The following is a 15611-nucleotide window of genomic DNA, read 5'->3' as shown; positions in this document are numbered from 1 at the left end:
GGAATGGCCGGAAACTGATCGACGCCACCGCAAGATGGCGGGCGTGGAAGGTGTCTGGAGAAGGCAGGGCACGGCGATCACGCGTACGGACCGCCTCGGCCCGACGTCACAACCCACTGTGGATGGAGCAGGCCCGGCACGGTGCGGTGCCGGGCCTTCCCCAGGGACCGCTACCGGATCAGCTTCCAGGGCCCGTTGTCACCGCCCGGCGGCTGGTTGCGCGTGTACCAGCGGGCCTCGTACACATGCCCCTGGTACGCGACCCGGTCGCCGGCCTGGTACACGGTCGTCGGCGTCCAGGCGGCCGGGCTCCCGTCCGGCGGCGGCGGGGCGATCTCCTCCCACGGGCCGTTGGGGTCGCCGGGCGCCTGGTTACGCGAGTACCAGCGGGCCCGGAAGAGCTTGCCGTCGTGCGTCACCTGGTCACCGCGGTCGAAGATCCGGGACGGTGTCCAGATCGCGGTGCCCTCCTCGGTCATGGCCAACTCCTGCCACGGCCCGTTGGGGTCGCCCGGCCGCTGGCCCTTCGCGTACCAGGACGCGTGGAAGACCTTGCCCTGGTAGGTGACCCGGTCGCCGGCGTTGTAGACCTTCGTCGCGCTCCACGCCGCCGGCAGGGCGACGGTCACGGTGACGGTGCCCTGCGCGGGGTCGAGGACGTCGCTGCCGGAGTACGCGGCGGTGAGCCTGTGCTCGCCGCCGGCGAGCCCCACCGGCAGGGTGAACGTCGCCGCGCCGCCGGAGAGCGCCGACGAGCCCCGCACCGTGGTGCCCTCGCGCAGCTCGACCGTGCCGGTGACCGGCACCTTGTCCGCCGTCACCCTGACCGTCACCGTCGCCGCGGTGCCCCAGGTGGCCGGCGCCGCCGTCGCGGTCACGGTCGGCTTGCCCTTGGCGGTGCGGAAAACCGCAGGCTGGGCCACCGCCACGCCGCCGTCCGCGCTGGTCGCCGTGACCGTCCAGGCGTACGAGGTGGCCGGCTGGAGCCCGGACCAGGTCACCGTCGCGGTGCCGTTCGCGGCCACGCTGTCCGTGCCGATCACGCCGGCCGGCACGTACGCGGCGAGCGAGTCGGTGCTGAACGAGGTCTTCCGCGTGGTGAGGTCGACCGGCAGCGTGAGGTTGTCCTCGGCGCCGTTGTACCTCGGCCGGGTCTGGCTGCCGTCCGCGCGGATGTCGTACTCGGTGGCGCCGAAGTTGTCGAGCAGCGGCGAGTACGTGTCGATGTGCATCTCGGCGCGGTCGACGTCGAACTGCATCAGCCGCAGGAAGCTCGCCCCGAACTGAAGACGGTCGGTGGCCTTGTGGTCGACCTTGCCGTCGCCGTTGAGGTCGATGTCGCCGGCGGTGTCGACCAGCTCGGGCCAGAGCTCACCGGCCGAGACCGTGTAGAACTGGTAGTCCGCCAGCAGCTCCACCACGTCGTGCGCGACGGTCACGCCGACGTTCGACTTCACGTTCGTGCCGACGCCGTGCTCGTGGCCGGCGAGCACCAGGAACACGTTCGGGTTGTTCTCGACGACCAGCTTGTAGAGGGGCGAGCCGTCCGGCGCGGAGAACGTGGCGCCGCGCCCGTCCGGGCTGGTCGAGGGGCGCAGGTAGTCGTGGGAGAGCAGGATCCCGTTGCGGTCCTTGTACCGCTTGAAGATCGAGTCGGCCCACTTCGCCTCGTTGGGCGTCACGCCGTACGAGAGCCCCACGGCGACGAAGTCGAGACCGCCGGCGGAGAAGAGCACGTAGTTGTTCTGGTTGTCCTTGCCCGGCGTGACGCTCCCGTCCGGGTTCGTCACCTCGTCCCAGGCGTGGTACTCGGCGCCCGCCGGCCACGAGCCGGCCACCTGGTAGTACCGGTCGGCGCCGAAGGTCTGGCTGAAGCGGGAGTCGGGGCCGGTCTCGGCGCCGAGCTGGTTGTCGTGGTTGCCGGCGATGACCTGGTTGACCACGCCCGCGTCGTCGAGGATCCGCTGGTATTCGGAGGCGCGCTCGAACTCCCGCCGGACCTGCTCGTCGAGGCCGGGGCGCAGCAGCGAGCCGTCCGGCCCCTTGGCGAGCGGGTCGTGGTAGTCGTTCTCGATGATGTCGCCGGTGTGCGCGGTGTAGGCGATCTTCCGCCCGGCCGCGTTGTCGGCGATCCACTGGGTCTGCTGGCGGTACGCCGCCGCGAAGATCGCCTGCTCCTCGGCGACCTGGATGTCCGAGGGCTCCGCGACGCCGTCGAAGTCGTCGTACGTGCCGCCGGCCGCGCCCTCGCTGAGGTACTGCGTGTCGGTGAAGTGCGCGAGCGCGAAGTCGTACGTGTCCGGGTCCTCGAAGCGGTCCTTGTCGTTCTGCGCCGACGAGTCACGCGGGGAGAGGTCGTCGGCGAACGGGTCCTCGCCGGTGACCAGCACGTGCACGGTGCCGCCGTCGCGGTACTCAGGGGTCAGCGGGGCGGTGAGCACGGTGGTGCGCCCGGTCTGGCCGCGCGAGCTGGTGAGCACGACCCACTTCTTCGCGGCCGGGTCCCACGCGCGCAGGGCCACGAGCCGGGCCGGGTCGATCGTCCCCTCCCAGCGCAGGGTCGGCACCTGCTCGGTGGCGGGCACCGCGAGGTCGTACCGCTGGAAGACCACGTCCCGGCTGGAGGCGGTGTCGATCGTGCGGCCGTCGAGGGGGCGCAGCGAGCCGACGTCGACCGCCCCGTCGTGCTGGACGTCCAGCGAGGTCGGTACGCCGGTCGCCACGCCCTGGTAGCCCGAGGCGGGCGTGACGACGTCCGCCTTGGTGAAGGTCGCGGTCAGCGGTACCCCCGCCTCGCCCGGGACCGTCGCGGAGAGCACGGCCGAGGACGCGTTGGCGCCGCTGACCGCCGTCTCCAGCCCGGTCGGTACGGCCGGGATGCTCGCGCTGGTGAAGCGGACCTCGCGGGTCGCGGTGTTGCCGAGCGTGTCGGTCACCGTGACCGCGATCGTGTGCGCGCCGGCCGGCAGGCCGTGGCCGATCTGGTCGCCCTGCGCGACCGGCTCGCCGTCGAGCGTGATCGTGGGCGTGCCGGCGACCCCGGTGGCGTCCTCTACCTGGACCTGCAACGCGACGGTCGAGGTGAGCCGCTGCCCCTCGGCCGGCACGCTGCTCGCGACCACCGGCGCGCTGTTGTCCACCGTGAACGTACGCGTGGCGGTCTTGTCGCCGCTGACCGCGGTGATGGTGTGCGCGCCGTCGGCCAGTGCCGTGGTGTCCACGTCGGCGCGCAGCCCCCTGGCCGCGAGCGCGGCGCCGTCCTCGGCGGTGACGTCGAAGAGGATCTCCTTGCGCAGCGTGGGGTTGTGCGTGCTGCCGCAGGTCCCGTCTCCGACGAAGGTGGTGACCGGCGCGCCCGGCGGGTACGACGACGAGCCGATCGTCACCGTGGTCTGGGCGATCTGCCGGGTCAGCTGGGTCGCCTTGCCGCCGACCGGAAGCAGCTCGAAGTCGCGGAGCGTGAAGTCGTCGAAGTTGCCGGTCGGGCAGTCGGCGGTGACCGTGGTGGGGCTGATCCCGGCGACGAAGTCGACGACGTTGACGCCCGGCACCAGCCACTCGTTCGGGAACGACAGCTCGGCCGTCTCCTTCTCCCAGACGCCGAGGTCGAGCGGGATGCCGTTGATGTGCACCTGGTTGCGGTAGCCGTTGTCGGTGCCGTTGCCGCCGATGAAGACGCGCAGCCGGGCGTCGCCGCCGCTGCCGAGCGTGGCGATGGTGCGCGTGGCCTGCGCGCCGGAGATGGCGAAGGTGAACTCGGCGTCCTTGACCGTGCCGCAGGTGCCGTCGCCGAGCGCGAGCGTCGCGTCCTCGGTCGGGGTCTTCGCGCCGCCGGTCAGGTACGCGACGCCGGTCAGCGCGGCGGTGCCGGTGCTCACCTGGAGGCCGACCGTGCTCCGGACGATCCGGAAGTCGTCGTGGTTGGCGCAGAGGTTGGCGCCGCTGCCCGAGTTGTAGTCGCCGGTGACCACCTGGATCGTGTTGTCGCCCGGGCGCAGGTAGCGGTTGGGCAGCTTGATCGAGACGGTCTCGGCCGCCTGGCCGTTCGCCGCGCCGTAGTCGCCGCCGAGGTCCACGCGGTTGCCGTTCACCAGCAGGTAATTGTGGTAGCGGGCCTCGATGGAGTTGCCAGCGGCGACGGTGAAGGTGAAGGTCGAGGTGCCGGCGGCGAGCGTCTCCGCGTTCTGGGCGGGCGCGCCGTCCACCGCGAGCGAGCCGACCGCCGCGTCGGTGTCGTTCGGCGGGGCCGCGATCACCGGCCGCGTGCCGCGGACCAGCGCGCCGTCGCCGGGCGTGATCGTGGCCGAGCCGGCGGGCGCGTTGTTCACCTCGACCGAGACGCTGGTCGTCGCGCCGGACTCGGTGGTGGCGGCGATCGTGTGCGTGCCGTTCGGCAGCGACCGCGTGTCCAGCTCGTGGCTCAGGCCGGCGGTGCTGCCCGGTTCGCCGGAGAGCACGAACGTCAGCGTGTGGCTCAGCCGCCGCGTCGAGCTGCCGCAGGTGCCGTCGCCGAGGCTGTAGCTGAACAGGTTCTGCTCGCCGTCGATGACCACGCCGAGCAGGCTCAGGCTGATGCCGCTCACCGGGAAGTCGTCGTAGTTGGGGCAGCGGCCGCCCTCGCCGTACGGCAGCTGCTCGTAGCCGACCGCGGCGGTGTTGGTCGTGTCGACCCAGTTGGCGCCGGCGTTGATGGTGACGGTGTTGGTGCCGGGGTGCAGCCACTCGCCGGGGAAGTCGAGCGCGCCGGAGCGCCCGCCGGGGATGTCCGGGAAGTAGACCCGGTCCGCCTCGGCCGTACGCCCGTTGACGGTGATGTAGTTGTGGTAGCGCGCCTCGGTGCCGTTGCCGCCCATGTCGAAGGCGAGGCGGGCGGTGCCGGCGGTCCGCGTGGCGTCGACCGTGCGGCCGTCGATCGTGAGGCTGGCCACCGAGTCGTCCTCGGCGGTGGGCTCGGCGACGACGGTGACGGTGCCCTCGAGGTTCTGGCCCTCGCGTAGGTTGAGATCCGGCGCGCCGCTCACCGGCGGGACCGGTTCCTCGGCGCCGGCCATGTTGGGGACGACCACGGCCGCCGCGGCGGCGACCAGGGTGACGGCCAGTGCGAGCCGGAGCGCGTGTGGGCGCCGGCCGGATGGGACCCTCATGTGGGGCGTCTCCTTAGGTGGTGAGGTGGATCGCGGCGACGGTGGTCATGCCGGCGCCGAAGACGGTGATGCCGACCGCGGCGAGTACGGGCGCCACGCGGGTCGCGAGGCGCAGGGCGGCGTGCCGGCGGGCCCCGCGGGCGACCGCGGCGCCGCCGCCGATCGCGAGCAGGCCGACGCCGAAGAGCACGACCGCCATGCCGATCCCGAAGGTCAGCACGAGCAGCAGGGCGAAGCCGGCGCGCCCGATGAACAGCCCGGTCACCAGGACCAGGAACGCCGCCGGCGAAGGGGTCAGCCCGCCGGAGGCGCCGAGCAGCATCAGCCCGGGCCGCCGTTCGCGGTCGTGGTGGTGATGGTCGTGGTGGTGATGGTCGTGGTCGTGGTGATGGTCGTGGTCGTGGTGATGGTCGTGCGCGTGCCGGTGCGCGCGGACGTGGCGGCGGGCCAGCCAGAGCCCGGTCGCGACGACGAGCAGGCCGGCGGCGAGCTGGAGCCAGCGGGTCAGCTCGTCCATCCGGATCACGTCGGCCAGGGAGAGGAACGTCCACAACAGACCGATCACCAGCACGGAGAGCGTGTGCATCACCGCCACCGAGCCGCCCAGCCAGGCGGCGTCCCGGATCCGGCCGCGCGACCCCACGAGGTACGCGGCGGCCAGGCTCTTGCCGTGCCCCGGTGTCACCGCGTGGAAGGCACCGGCGGCGAAGGCGAACGCGAAGGCGAGTGGCGGCACGCCCGGCGACTCGACGAACGCCTGCAACCGGTCGGAGACCGCGGCCAGGGCGATCACGAGACCGCCCTCCGGCGGCGCCGTACCACGCGGACGAGCACCAGCGCGGCGGCCACGACGAGCACCGCCGCGACGAGCACGACGGCGATCTGGACGGCGGCGCTCCGGCCGGCGTCCGGGGCGGTGGCCGTGACCGGCGCGTCGCCGACGACCCAGTCGTGGCTCTCCTGGTCGGCGGCGTAGACCGCGCGGGCGCCGTCCGGGCCGCTGGCGAGCGTCCGGTACGCGGGGTGCAGGTCGGTCAGCGTCCGTACGGCGACCGCGACGGCACCGACCGGACCGGGGCAGGTGTACCCGATGGTCGCTCCCGACCGGGCCAGGTCGGCCGGCGGCTCGACGGTGCCGGCGCAGGCCGTACCGCCGCTGGTGACGGTGATCCGGTCGAGCAGGTACGCCGCGAACCGCCCCGAGGGGGCGATCGCCGCCGCGTCCGCGTCCTCGTAGAAGACCGCGCCGTCGAGCAGTACGCGATCCTGGGGCAGCAGGCCGAGCGAGACCCCGAGCAGCGTGAGGTCGTCGAGGCCGCCCACCTTCCAGCGCACGCGGACCACCTCGGGATGCGCCGGGTCGGCCGCGATCGCCACGGTCTGTGGGTCGCCGAAGGGGTGCGCCTGGGCCGGCGCCGGCAGCGCCGAGCCGATCACGGCGAACGCCACCAACGTCAGGCCGCGGCACAGCCACCGCGCGCGGGAGGGCAAGGACGACGCTCCAGGGGGTATGGAGATGGACCGAACGGGCTGAGACTTTGCCGAACGTTCGGAAACGCGCCGCCCCAAACCAGGTGATCAGCAGGGGATGCCGACGTGAACAATAAGTTGATCATCGCGCGCCGGGAGCCGGCCGCACCAATGGCCTACGGTCACGCTCCGTTGTCGCTGGACCACTGGTGGAGGGCGGCGATCGGCGGTGAGCCGGTGATGAGAGAATGTGATCAAGGGGCGTTCCGGCCAGGTTCCAGTTCCGACCTGCGCGATCGTGGCATGCCGGTACGGTAAGAACTCAAGTGGGCTTGAGTTCCGGGCGAAGGAGTGGGAGGTCACCTTGTGTCCTTGGAGCCGGACGACGCGCTCCCCATCGGCGAGGTGGTCCGCCGCACCGGCGTCGCCGCCTCGGCACTGCACTACTACGAACAGATGGGTTTGATCGCCGCCCACCGGACGTCCGGCAACCAGCGCCGCTACGCCCGGCACATGCTGCGGCGGATCTCGCTGATCCTGGTCGCGAAGCGCCTCGGCATCGGCCTCGGCGACGTGCGGGACGTCTTCACCACACTCCCGATGGAGACCGTCCCGACGATCCGCGACTGGCAGCGGGTCTCCCAGCGATGGCGCACGCAGCTCGAGGAGCGCAAGCGGGAGATCGAGCAGTTGGAGCGCGAGCTGACCGGCTGCATCGGCTGCGGATGCCTCTCGATGAGCGCCTGCCAGCTGCTCAACCCCGGCGACGAGCTGGCCGAGCAGGGGCCGGGCCCGCGGCGGCTGGTGCCGTCCGCGCAGTCACGGCCACGCCCCCGACGCGAGTTGGACGTGATCCAGTGAACACCATGCTGGGGTCGCTGCGCTCGTGGACCACCACCGTCCCGCTGGTGGCCGCCGTACTTCTGGCCTTCGTGTGGGGGACCCATCCCGGCGCGCTGCTCGCGGTGGTGGTGGCGATCGCGCTGGCCGGCGCGGTGCTCGCCGCCGTGCACCACGCCGAGGTGGTGGCGCACCGGGTCGGTGAGCCGTTCGGTTCGCTGGTGCTCGCGGTCGCCGTGACCGTCATCGAGGTCGCCCTGATCGTCACGCTGATGGTCTCCGGCGGGCCGGAGACCGCGACGCTCGCCCGCGACACCGTCTTCGCCGCCGTGATGATCACGACGAACGGCATCCTCGGCCTCTGCCTGTTCATCGGCGCGATCCGCTCGGGGCTGGCGGTCTTCAACGCCGAGGGCACCGGGGCGGCGCTCGCCACCGTGGCGACGCTCGCCGGGCTGAGCCTGGTGCTGCCGACGTTCACCACGAGCCGGCAGGGCCCCGAGTTCTCGCCCGCGCAGCTCACCTTCGCGGCCGTGATCTCGCTCATGCTGTACGGCCTCTTCGTGGTGACCCAGACCGTCCGGCACCGCGACTTCTTCCTCCCCGTCGAGATCACCGACCCCAACGCCGACGTGCACGCCGCTCCGCCCTCCGGGCGCAAGGCGCTGGCCAGTGTCGGCCTGCTGCTGGTCGCGCTGGTCGGCGTGGTCGGCCTGGCCAAGGTGGAGTCGCCGTCGATCGAGGCCGGGGTGGCGGCGGTCGGCTTCCCGCGCGCGTTCGTCGGCGTGGTCATCGCGCTGCTGGTCCTGCTGCCGGAGACGATCGCCGCCGTGCGCGCGGCGATGCGCAACCAGGTCCAGATCAGCCTCAACCTGGCGCTGGGCTCGGCCATGGCCAGCATCGGCCTCACCATCCCGACGATCGCGGTGGCGTCGATCTGGCTGGACGGTCCCCTGGCGCTCGGCCTCGGCCCGACCCAGATGGTCCTGCTCGCCTTGACCCTCGTCACGGGCGTGCTGACGGTGGTGCCCGGCCGCGCGACCCGGCTCCAGGGCGGGGTCCACCTGGTGCTGCTGGCCGCGTTCATCTTCCTCGCCATCAACCCCTGACCTCCGGCCGCGGAGGAGGGACGCTCAGCCGGCGCGGGCGCCGTCCGGGTCGAAGGCGGTGGGCAGAGCCCGGATCTCCTCGTCGAGGTGGCCCGGGTTCTGCCCCGGCTGGCACGTCACCACGCACTCGGTGGTGCCCGCCCCCTCCAGCTCCGCCCACGCGGCCGGTACCACTCAGGCGGCCGCCTGCTCCTCCGGTGGCGAGGTGAGCGAGGCGTACCGGCCCATGTGGTAGATCAGCGGGGCGCCGCCGCCGGCGTGCTGGCCCTGCACCGGCTCGGCGAGCACGATCGCGTGGTCACCGGCCGCGACCCGCTGGGTCACCCGGCACACCAGCCACGCCACCGGCGAGTCGAGCAGCGGCACGCCGTACGGGCCCCACCGCCAACCGCGGTGCGCGGCGAACCGGTCGATCCCGCTCGTCGCGAACGTCCGGGCCACCTCGTGCTGCTCCTCCCCCAGCAGGTGCACCGCGACGTGGCCGGCCCGCTCCACGGTCGGCCAGCTCGACGAGCCCCGATCCAGGCAGAACGACACCAGCGGCGGTCGCAGTGACACCGACGTGAACGACGTCGCCGTGAACCCCACCGGCGGCGAGCCCGGCGCGGTCACCACCGTGACCGTCGCCGCCTGCCGCCGCAGCAGCGTACGGAAGGAGTCCGCGTCCAGGGGCGTGACAGCCAGCGAGCCCACGCGCCTCACCAGCTACTCGACTCGGCGTGGACGACCGGCGCGAGTGGTGGCGCGGCGCGCAGCGCTTCGAGGAAGCCGACCACCTCCGCGGCGACCGAGCGGTGCTGGAGGTCGTTCAGCACGTCGTGGTGCGCGCCGCGGACCACCGCGAGCCGCGCCGCCGGCAGCGACTTGGCCGCACGGGCCAGGTCGGCGCGGCTCGCCAGCGGGTCCGCGTCGCCGACCAGCAGCAGGTGGGGCAGCTCGGTGGTGCTCCCGTACACCGCGTCGAGCAGCGCGGGCGGCACCGTCGTACCGAGGGCGCCCCGCTGGACCGACGGGTCCCCGGTGAGCACGCCTCGGTGCACCGGGCAGTGGGTCCGGGCGTCGAGTTCGTCGTCCCACACGGCGGTGCGGTGCGCGTCGTAGCCGGGCAGCCCGGCCAGTACGACCGCCTCCGGCCACCACGCGGCCGCCGGCTCCGGGCGGGCCACGAGCGCGCCGAGCGCCGCCGCGCCGAGGTCGGCGCCGACCAGCACCAGCGGGCGTACCGGCTCCTCGACGCCGGCCACCGCCTCGGCCAGGCCGGCGGCGAACCGAGCCAGCGAGCCGGTCAGGTCCGCCTCGTCGAGCGCCGGTGCGGGCAGCACGCGCACGCGGTACGCGTCGGCGGCCAGCCGCGCGCCGAAGCGGGCGTAGCTGGCCGGCACCTCGCCGCGGCCGGCGACCACGAGGACCGTACCCCGTGTGCGAAGCCCGGCCGGGGCGCTGAAATCAACGTAGGGCGAGGTCATGGTCGGCACCTTTCGTGAGGGCGGCTATGCCTGAAGCGGGAATGCTGGAAGCGGGAATGCCTGAACCGGGAATGGTGGACGCGGCGTGGCCGAGGACGCGGTCGAGCACCGCGCCCGCGCCGGCGGGCGGCAGCGTCCCGCCGCGCCAGGCCACGTGCTGGTCGGGGCGGACGAGGACGTTGTCGGCGCCGTACACCTGGCGCACCGCCGGATCGGTCAGGTGCACGACGGTGAACGGCAGCGCCCGCTCGGCGGCCGCCGCGGCGAAGGCCCGCTCCACCGCGCGGTCCGGGGTGAACACCAGGAGGGCGAGGTCGTTGCCGATCCGGTCGTACAGCGTGTCGCCCCACGGGTCGACGTACCCGTCCGGCGCGCGGTGGCCGGGGCGGGGGTCGTCCTCGTAGGTGTCGGCGTCCCAGGGCGGCTCCTCGGCGAGCTGGTCCTCCTCGTACCAGACGACACCGGAGGCGTCGTAGCGCTCGTCGAAGAGGACGCCCGGCGCCTCCCCGCGCTCGCCGCCGAGCAGTGCCCGGATCTCCTCCCGGCGGGCCTCCGCCGCCGGGCTGCTGTCGGCGTCGTCGGGTACGCCGATGCGGCGGATCTCGGCCAGCCGCTCTCGCCCGCGGCGGGCCCGGTCGAGCGAGTGGTCGGCGACCCGCCAGTTGTGCGGCCGCCGCTCGTGGTCGTACGAGTCCAGCAGCGCGTCGGTGCCGTGCCCGGCCAGCACCGCGGCCAGCTTCCAGCCGAGGTTGACCACGTCGCCGAAGCCCTCGCCGAGGTTGCCGCCGGGCGTGCGCACGTGCGCCGCGTCGCCGGCCAGCAGCACGCGCCCCTTGCGGAACGTCTCCGCGATCCGGGTGGCCTGGTAGTACGTCGTCGACGAGGCCAGCTCCAGGTCGAGGTCGAAGCCGAACGCGGCGCGCGCGGTCGCCAGCAGCTCCGCCTCGGGCGGCTCGGCGTCGAGCGGGTACGGCCCGGCGTAGACCCGCCACTCCCGCGTGCTGATCGCGGCGAGGAAGCCGGAGGCGCGCTGGTTGAAGACGATGTTGGTGCCGCTCGGCGCGGCGCCGGTCCGGTCGAAGACGTCACCGGTACGCACCACGAGGCGGAACATCTTCTCGTCCGCGTACCCGCCCTCGCGGGCGATGCCGGCGAGGCGACGCACGGTGCTGCTCCCGCCGTCGGCCCCGATCACGTACGCCGAGCGGACCACGCGGGTCTCGCCGGTCGCGCCGGAGACGACCGTGGTGTGTACGCCGTCGCCGGTGTCCCGCAGCGCCTCGACCCGCCAGCCGCCGGCCACCGTCACCGCGCGCTCGCCCAGGTGGTCCAGGAACACCTGCTGGAGCGCGGTCTGCGGCCGGCGGATCGGCGGCAGCAGCGAGTGCCGCCGCGCGCCCGGCTCACCGAAGGCGCGCGGCTGGCGGGCCACCAGGTCGTGCCCCACGAGGGAGGTCGCGACGCGGATGCCCCGGTTCCACTCCGGCGGGAACGTCCACGCCTCGCGGACCCGCTGGAGCACGCCCCAGCGGCGGAAGTGCTCCACCACGCGAGGTGAGTGCCCCATCGCGCCGGCCCGTACCAGCGTGGCGGAGACGGCGGCGTCGACCACCGCGACCGCCACGCCGCGGCCGGCGAGTTCGACGGCCGCGGAGAGCCCGACCGGGCCGGCGCCGACGACGAGGACGGTCACCTCCTCCGGCGGTGTCGCGGCCGGGAAGTGGACGATCCGCACGTCCCGCCCGCGGCTCATCGGACCCCCTCCGGCACGCGCGCGCGGCGGGCGGCGGTCCAACGGTTCTCCGGGATCGGCAGGCCGAGGTTGCCGCGGAGCGTGTCGGCCTCGTACTCGGTGCGGAACAGGCCCCGCTTCCGCAGCAGCGGCACCACGTCCGCCACGAACCGGTTGAGGTCCTCGTGCGTGCGGAAGCCCAGGTTGAGGCCGTCGAACGCGCCGGCGGCGAACCACCGCGCGACCGTGTCCGCGACCGTACCGGGCGCGCCGGTGAACGGGGACGGCTGGTACTCGGTGAATGCGAGCACGGTCTCGCGCAACGTGAGCCCCTCCTCCCGGGCCCGCCGGATCACCTCCGCGCCCCGCGTGCGGCCGCTCCGCTCGGCGAGCGCGGCGACGTCCGGGAACGGCCCATCCAGGTCGTGCTGGGAGAAGTCGTACGCGCCGAAGGAGCGCCCGAACGCGGCGAGCTTGCGCGGGAAGTCGTTGTCCGCGTCGAAGATCTCCCGGGAGAGGCGGTGCGCCTCGGCGTCGGTACCGGCGACGACCGGCTGGGCGCCGAGGAAGATGAGCACGTGGTCGGGGTCGCGACCGACCGCCGCCGTGCGCCGCTTGATGTCGGCGTAGTAGTCCCGCGTCGCGTCCAGCGAGCCGCCCGGCGCGTAGATGCCCTCGGCGACGTGCGCGGCCAGGTTGCGCCCCTCCTCCGAGACGCCGGCCTGGAAGATCACCGGCTGGCCCTGCGGCGAGCGGGAGATGTTGAGCGGTCCGGTCACCGTGAAGTGCTCGCCCTCGTGGTCGAGCGCGTGCAGCTTCTCCGGGTCGACGAAGAGGTCCCGCTCGACGTCGGCCGGGAAGGCGTCGTCCTCGTACGAGTCCCACAGTCCACGTACGACGGTCACGTGCTCCAGCGCGCGGCCGTATCGCGTGGCGTAGTCGAGGTGCTCGGCCAGCCCGTAGTTGCGGGAGGTTCCCGAGTCGAAGCTGGTGACCACGTTCCAGCCGGCCCGCCCCCGGCTGATGTGGTCGAGCGAGGCGAACCGCCGTGCCACGTTGAAGGGCGAGTTGTACGTGGAGCTGAGCGTGCCCACGAGCCCGATGTGTCGGGTGTGGACAGCCACCGCGGAGAGGAGCGTGAGCGGCTCCAGACGGTTGAGGTAGTGCGGCGGGTACGTCGCGTCGATGAACTGGCTGTCCACGATGAACAGCGCGTCGAACTTGGCGTGCTCGGCGGCCTTCGCCTGCGCGATGTACCAGTCGATGTCGATGCTCGCGTTCTTCGGGACGCGCGGGTCCTTCCACAGGCTGTGCTGGCCGGGGCCTCCGACGCCGTACGCCCGCAGGGCGAGCCGGATCTGGCGGGTCATGATGCTTGTCCTCCGATGGTCTGTAGCAGCTCACGCAGTGCCGCGCGCTCGGCCCGGTCGGCCCGCGAGGAGCGGGCGGCCGCCGCCGAGCGCAGGGTCGGCGCGGAGCCGACGAGCAGTCGCGTGTACGCGTGCCGCGGCGCGTTCACCACGGTGCGGGCGGGACCGTCCTCGACGATCTCGCCCTGGTAGAGCACGGCGATCCGGTCGGCGACGCCGGCGACCGAGCCGAGGTCGTGGGAGATGAAGACGAGCGCGGTGCCGCCGTCGCGCAGCTCCTTGAAGAACTCCAGCGCCCGTACCCGGTTGGCCGCGTCGAGCGCGCTCACCGGCTCGTCCAGGATGATGACGCGGGGGTCGGTGACGAGCGCCCGGGCGACCGTCACGCGCTGCCGCTGGCCGCCGGAGAGCTCGCCGGGCAGCCGGGCGAGCAGGGCCTCGTCGAGGTGCACGCGGGCGAGGAGTGCCCGCGCCCGCTCGGCCGCCTCCCGCCGCGACCCACCTCGGATCAGCAGCGGCTCTACAATGGACTCTTCTACGGAGAGGTCGGGATCGAGGCTGCGCAGCGGGTCCTGGAATACGTACTGGACGGTCCCGCGCCGGCGCAGCGCCCGCCACTGCCGCGCGTTGTACGCCGACACCTCCTCGCCGTCGACCACGATCCGGCCGGCCGATGGGCGCACCAGGCCGACGATCGCACGGGCCAGTGTGGACTTTCCGGAGCCGGTCTCGCCGATGACCCCGACCGCCTCGCCGGGGGCCACCGCGAGCGAGACGCCGCGCAGAGCCCGGGTGCGGCCATAGTGGACGTCCAGGTTGGAGACCTCAAGCGACATGGTCCAGCTCCTTGAAGCGATCCAGCCCGTACTGCTCGTGCTCCTCGATGAGCAGCTTCGTGTACTCGTGCCGCGGGTCGTAGAGGATCCTCTCCACCGGGCCCTGCTCGACCGTCTCGCCGGCCCGCAGCACCAGCACCTCGTCGCAGAGCTGCGCGACGACGGCGAGGTCGTGGGAGACCACGACGAGCGCCAGCCCGGTCCGCTCGCGCAGGTCGGCGAGGAGGTCGAGGATCTCCGCCTGCACGGTGACGTCGAGCGCGGTGGTCGCCTCGTCGGCGATCAGCACACGCGGGTCGGCGGCGATGGCCGCGGCGATCAGGACCCGCTGGAGCATGCCGCCGGAAAGCTCGTGCGGGTACTGCTGGCAGACCCGCTCGGGATCGCGGAGCCGGACCGCCTCCAGCAGCTCGACCGCCCGCCGCCGGGCCGCTCGGCGGGCAAGCCCTTTCTTGACCCGCACCACCTCGGCTATCTGCGTGCCCACCTTGAGCGACGGGTTCAGGTACGAGGCCGGGTCCTGGAACACGGCGCTGACGGTCGCGCCGCGCAGGGCGGTCCACTCCTTCCCGCTCAGCCCGGCCGTGTCCCGCCCGTCGATCTCGATGGCACCGCCGGCGACCGTGAAGTGCTCCGGCAGGATGCCCAGCACCGCCCGGCAGGTCAGCGTCTTGCCGCTGCCAGACTCCCCCACGATGCCGACCGCCTTGCCGGGCGACAGCTCGAACGAGACGCCGTGCACGAGATCCCGGCGGCTGACGCCGTCGTGGACGCGTACGTCACGAAGTGACAGCAGAGCCATGAGCCACCTTCCTTGTGTTGAGCAGCGCCCGCCCGGCCTCGCCGGTGACGTCGCGGATCGCGTCGGCGAGCAGGTTGCAGGCCCAGACGGTCGCCATGATCAGCGCGGTCGGCACCAGCGGGGCCCACGGCTGGAAGCTGAGGTAGCCGAGGTCGGCGGCGAGCACGCCACCCCAGGTCGGCGCGGGCGGCTGCACCCCGATACCGAGGAACGTCAGGCTCGACACCACGACGAACCCGACGCCGGTCGTGTTGGCGAGCGCGACCGCGATCGGCGGCAGCACCTTGACCCACACGTGCCGGCGCACGACCCAGCCCACCGAGGCACCGGCCACGATCGCCGCCTCGACGTACTGCGAGCGGGCGACCGAGAGCGTGGCGGCGCGGGCCACGCGGTAGAAGAGCGGGGAGACCATGACGCCGACCACGAACATCGCCTGCGGGATGCCGTTGCCGAGCAGCGCGGTCACCGCGACCGCGAAGACGAGGAACGGCAGCGCGATCAGCGTGTCCGCCAGGCGCAGCGTGATCCACTCGAAGGCGCGTCCGAAGTAGACGGACAGGATGCCGGGGACCACGCCGACGACGAGGGCGAGGAGCGCGACCTGGATCGCGCCGAGCACGCTGACCCGGGAGCCGTCGAGCAAGCGGCTGAGCACGTCCCGGCCGAGGTAGTCGGTGCCGAGCGGGTGCGCGCCGGACGGGTTGGCGAGGATGTCGGTGGTGCCTTCGAGCGGGTCCTGGGGCGCGAGGATCGGGCCGAAGACCGCGAGCAGCGCGATGAAGACCAGGATGCCGATGGCGATGCGGCCGGTGGTCAGGCCGAGCACGCGGCGGATCACG

Annotated in this window: 13 protein-coding genes; 2 read left to right on the top strand and 11 right to left on the bottom strand. The window is 73.1% G+C overall.

Going from position 1 to position 15611, the window contains the following annotated elements:
- Positions 1 to 170: 170 nt before the first annotated feature.
- From ACFFIA_RS13280 to ACFFIA_RS13270, 3 genes are read right to left on the bottom strand one after another with little or no spacing between them, the layout of a single operon-like run.
- On the bottom strand, positions 171 to 5144 hold the full coding sequence (locus ACFFIA_RS13280) for a carbohydrate-binding protein (RefSeq protein WP_377250441.1): 4974 nt from the start codon (positions 5142 to 5144) through the stop codon (positions 171 to 173).
- 13 nt (positions 5145 to 5157) lie between these two features.
- Positions 5158 to 5937 carry a HoxN/HupN/NixA family nickel/cobalt transporter gene (locus ACFFIA_RS13275; protein ID WP_377250439.1) on the bottom strand — a complete coding sequence of 260 codons (780 nt, stop codon included), beginning with the start codon at positions 5935 to 5937 and terminating at the stop codon, positions 5158 to 5160.
- Positions 5934 to 6593: a hypothetical protein gene (locus ACFFIA_RS13270; protein WP_377250437.1), complete on the bottom strand. Its 660-nt coding sequence runs from the start codon at positions 6591 to 6593 to the stop codon at positions 5934 to 5936. Before ACFFIA_RS13270 ends, ACFFIA_RS13275 begins: the two co-directional genes overlap by 4 nt.
- A gap of 387 nt (positions 6594 to 6980) precedes the next feature.
- Here ACFFIA_RS13270 and soxR point away from each other — a divergent pair, with 387 nt between their 5' ends.
- Both soxR and ACFFIA_RS13260 read left to right on the top strand, forming a co-directional pair.
- On the top strand, positions 6981 to 7475 hold the full coding sequence (soxR, locus tag ACFFIA_RS13265) for a redox-sensitive transcriptional activator SoxR (protein ID WP_377250435.1): 495 nt from the start codon (positions 6981 to 6983) through the stop codon (positions 7473 to 7475).
- 5 nt (positions 7476 to 7480) lie between these two features.
- Entirely contained in the window at positions 7481 to 8563 is a 1083-nt protein-coding gene (locus ACFFIA_RS13260) for a calcium:cation antiporter (protein WP_377250519.1), read from the top strand.
- 24 nt (positions 8564 to 8587) lie between these two features.
- On the opposite strand, the gene ACFFIA_RS13255 is transcribed toward ACFFIA_RS13260, so the two are convergent.
- Genes ACFFIA_RS13255 through ACFFIA_RS13220 form a run of 8 tightly spaced genes read right to left on the bottom strand, consistent with a single transcriptional unit; the run spans position 8588 to position 15610 of the window.
- Entirely contained in the window at positions 8588 to 8737 is a 150-nt protein-coding gene (locus tag ACFFIA_RS13255) for a hypothetical protein (protein ID WP_377250432.1), read from the bottom strand.
- Positions 8738 to 9247, bottom strand: coding sequence for a flavin reductase family protein (locus ACFFIA_RS13250; protein ID WP_377250516.1), 510 nt, complete (start codon positions 9245 to 9247; stop codon positions 8738 to 8740). It lies immediately after the preceding gene.
- A 14-nt stretch (positions 9248 to 9261) separates the two neighbouring features.
- Complete coding sequence (locus ACFFIA_RS13245) at positions 9262 to 10029, bottom strand: alpha/beta fold hydrolase (RefSeq protein ID WP_377250430.1); 768 nt, start codon at positions 10027 to 10029, stop codon at positions 9262 to 9264.
- Entirely contained in the window at positions 10010 to 11782 is a 1773-nt protein-coding gene (locus tag ACFFIA_RS13240; protein ID WP_377250428.1) for an FAD-dependent monooxygenase, read from the bottom strand. The genes ACFFIA_RS13245 and ACFFIA_RS13240 overlap by 20 nt, the downstream gene beginning before the upstream one ends.
- Positions 11779 to 13131, bottom strand: a complete 1353-nt coding sequence (locus ACFFIA_RS13235; protein WP_377250426.1) for an NtaA/DmoA family FMN-dependent monooxygenase — start codon at positions 13129 to 13131, stop codon at positions 11779 to 11781. Before ACFFIA_RS13235 ends, ACFFIA_RS13240 begins: the two co-directional genes overlap by 4 nt.
- Positions 13128 to 13967 (bottom strand): ABC transporter ATP-binding protein, encoded by an 840-nt coding sequence (locus tag ACFFIA_RS13230; protein ID WP_377250424.1) that lies wholly within the window; start codon positions 13965 to 13967, stop codon positions 13128 to 13130. Before ACFFIA_RS13230 ends, ACFFIA_RS13235 begins: the two co-directional genes overlap by 4 nt.
- Entirely contained in the window at positions 13957 to 14769 is an 813-nt protein-coding gene (locus ACFFIA_RS13225) for an ABC transporter ATP-binding protein (protein ID WP_377250422.1), read from the bottom strand. The genes ACFFIA_RS13230 and ACFFIA_RS13225 overlap by 11 nt, the downstream gene beginning before the upstream one ends.
- Positions 14747 to 15610, bottom strand: a complete 864-nt coding sequence (locus tag ACFFIA_RS13220; RefSeq protein ID WP_377250419.1) for an ABC transporter permease — start codon at positions 15608 to 15610, stop codon at positions 14747 to 14749. The genes ACFFIA_RS13225 and ACFFIA_RS13220 overlap by 23 nt, the downstream gene beginning before the upstream one ends.
- Position 15611 lies beyond the last annotated feature (1 nt).

Origin of the sequence: Phytohabitans kaempferiae (assembly GCF_042433955.1) — a bacterium.
In the GTDB taxonomy this organism is placed as follows: Bacteria; Actinomycetota; Actinomycetes; order Mycobacteriales; family Micromonosporaceae; genus Phytohabitans; species Phytohabitans kaempferiae.
Note: the sequence above shows the minus strand (reverse complement) of the source record. Positions and strands in the feature narration are given on the sequence as shown.

What these genes read in the sequence shown, in the direction of transcription:
- ACFFIA_RS13260 (WP_377250519.1), top strand. Translation starts at nt 7,481, where the DNA reads ATGCTGGGGTCGCTGCGCTCGTGGACCACCACCGTCCCGCTGGTGGCC.
- ACFFIA_RS13245 (WP_377250430.1), bottom strand. Translation starts at nt 10,029, where the DNA reads ATGACCTCGCCCTACGTTGATTTCAGCGCCCCGGCCGGGCTTCGCACA.
- ACFFIA_RS13280 (WP_377250441.1), bottom strand. Translation starts at nt 5,144, where the DNA reads ATGAGGGTCCCATCCGGCCGGCGCCCACACGCGCTCCGGCTCGCACTG.
- ACFFIA_RS13225 (WP_377250422.1), bottom strand. Translation starts at nt 14,769, where the DNA reads ATGGCTCTGCTGTCACTTCGTGACGTACGCGTCCACGACGGCGTCAGC.
- ACFFIA_RS13230 (WP_377250424.1), bottom strand. Translation starts at nt 13,967, where the DNA reads ATGTCGCTTGAGGTCTCCAACCTGGACGTCCACTATGGCCGCACCCGG.
- ACFFIA_RS13240 (WP_377250428.1), bottom strand. Translation starts at nt 11,782, where the DNA reads ATGAGCCGCGGGCGGGACGTGCGGATCGTCCACTTCCCGGCCGCGACA.
- ACFFIA_RS13235 (WP_377250426.1), bottom strand. Translation starts at nt 13,131, where the DNA reads ATGACCCGCCAGATCCGGCTCGCCCTGCGGGCGTACGGCGTCGGAGGC.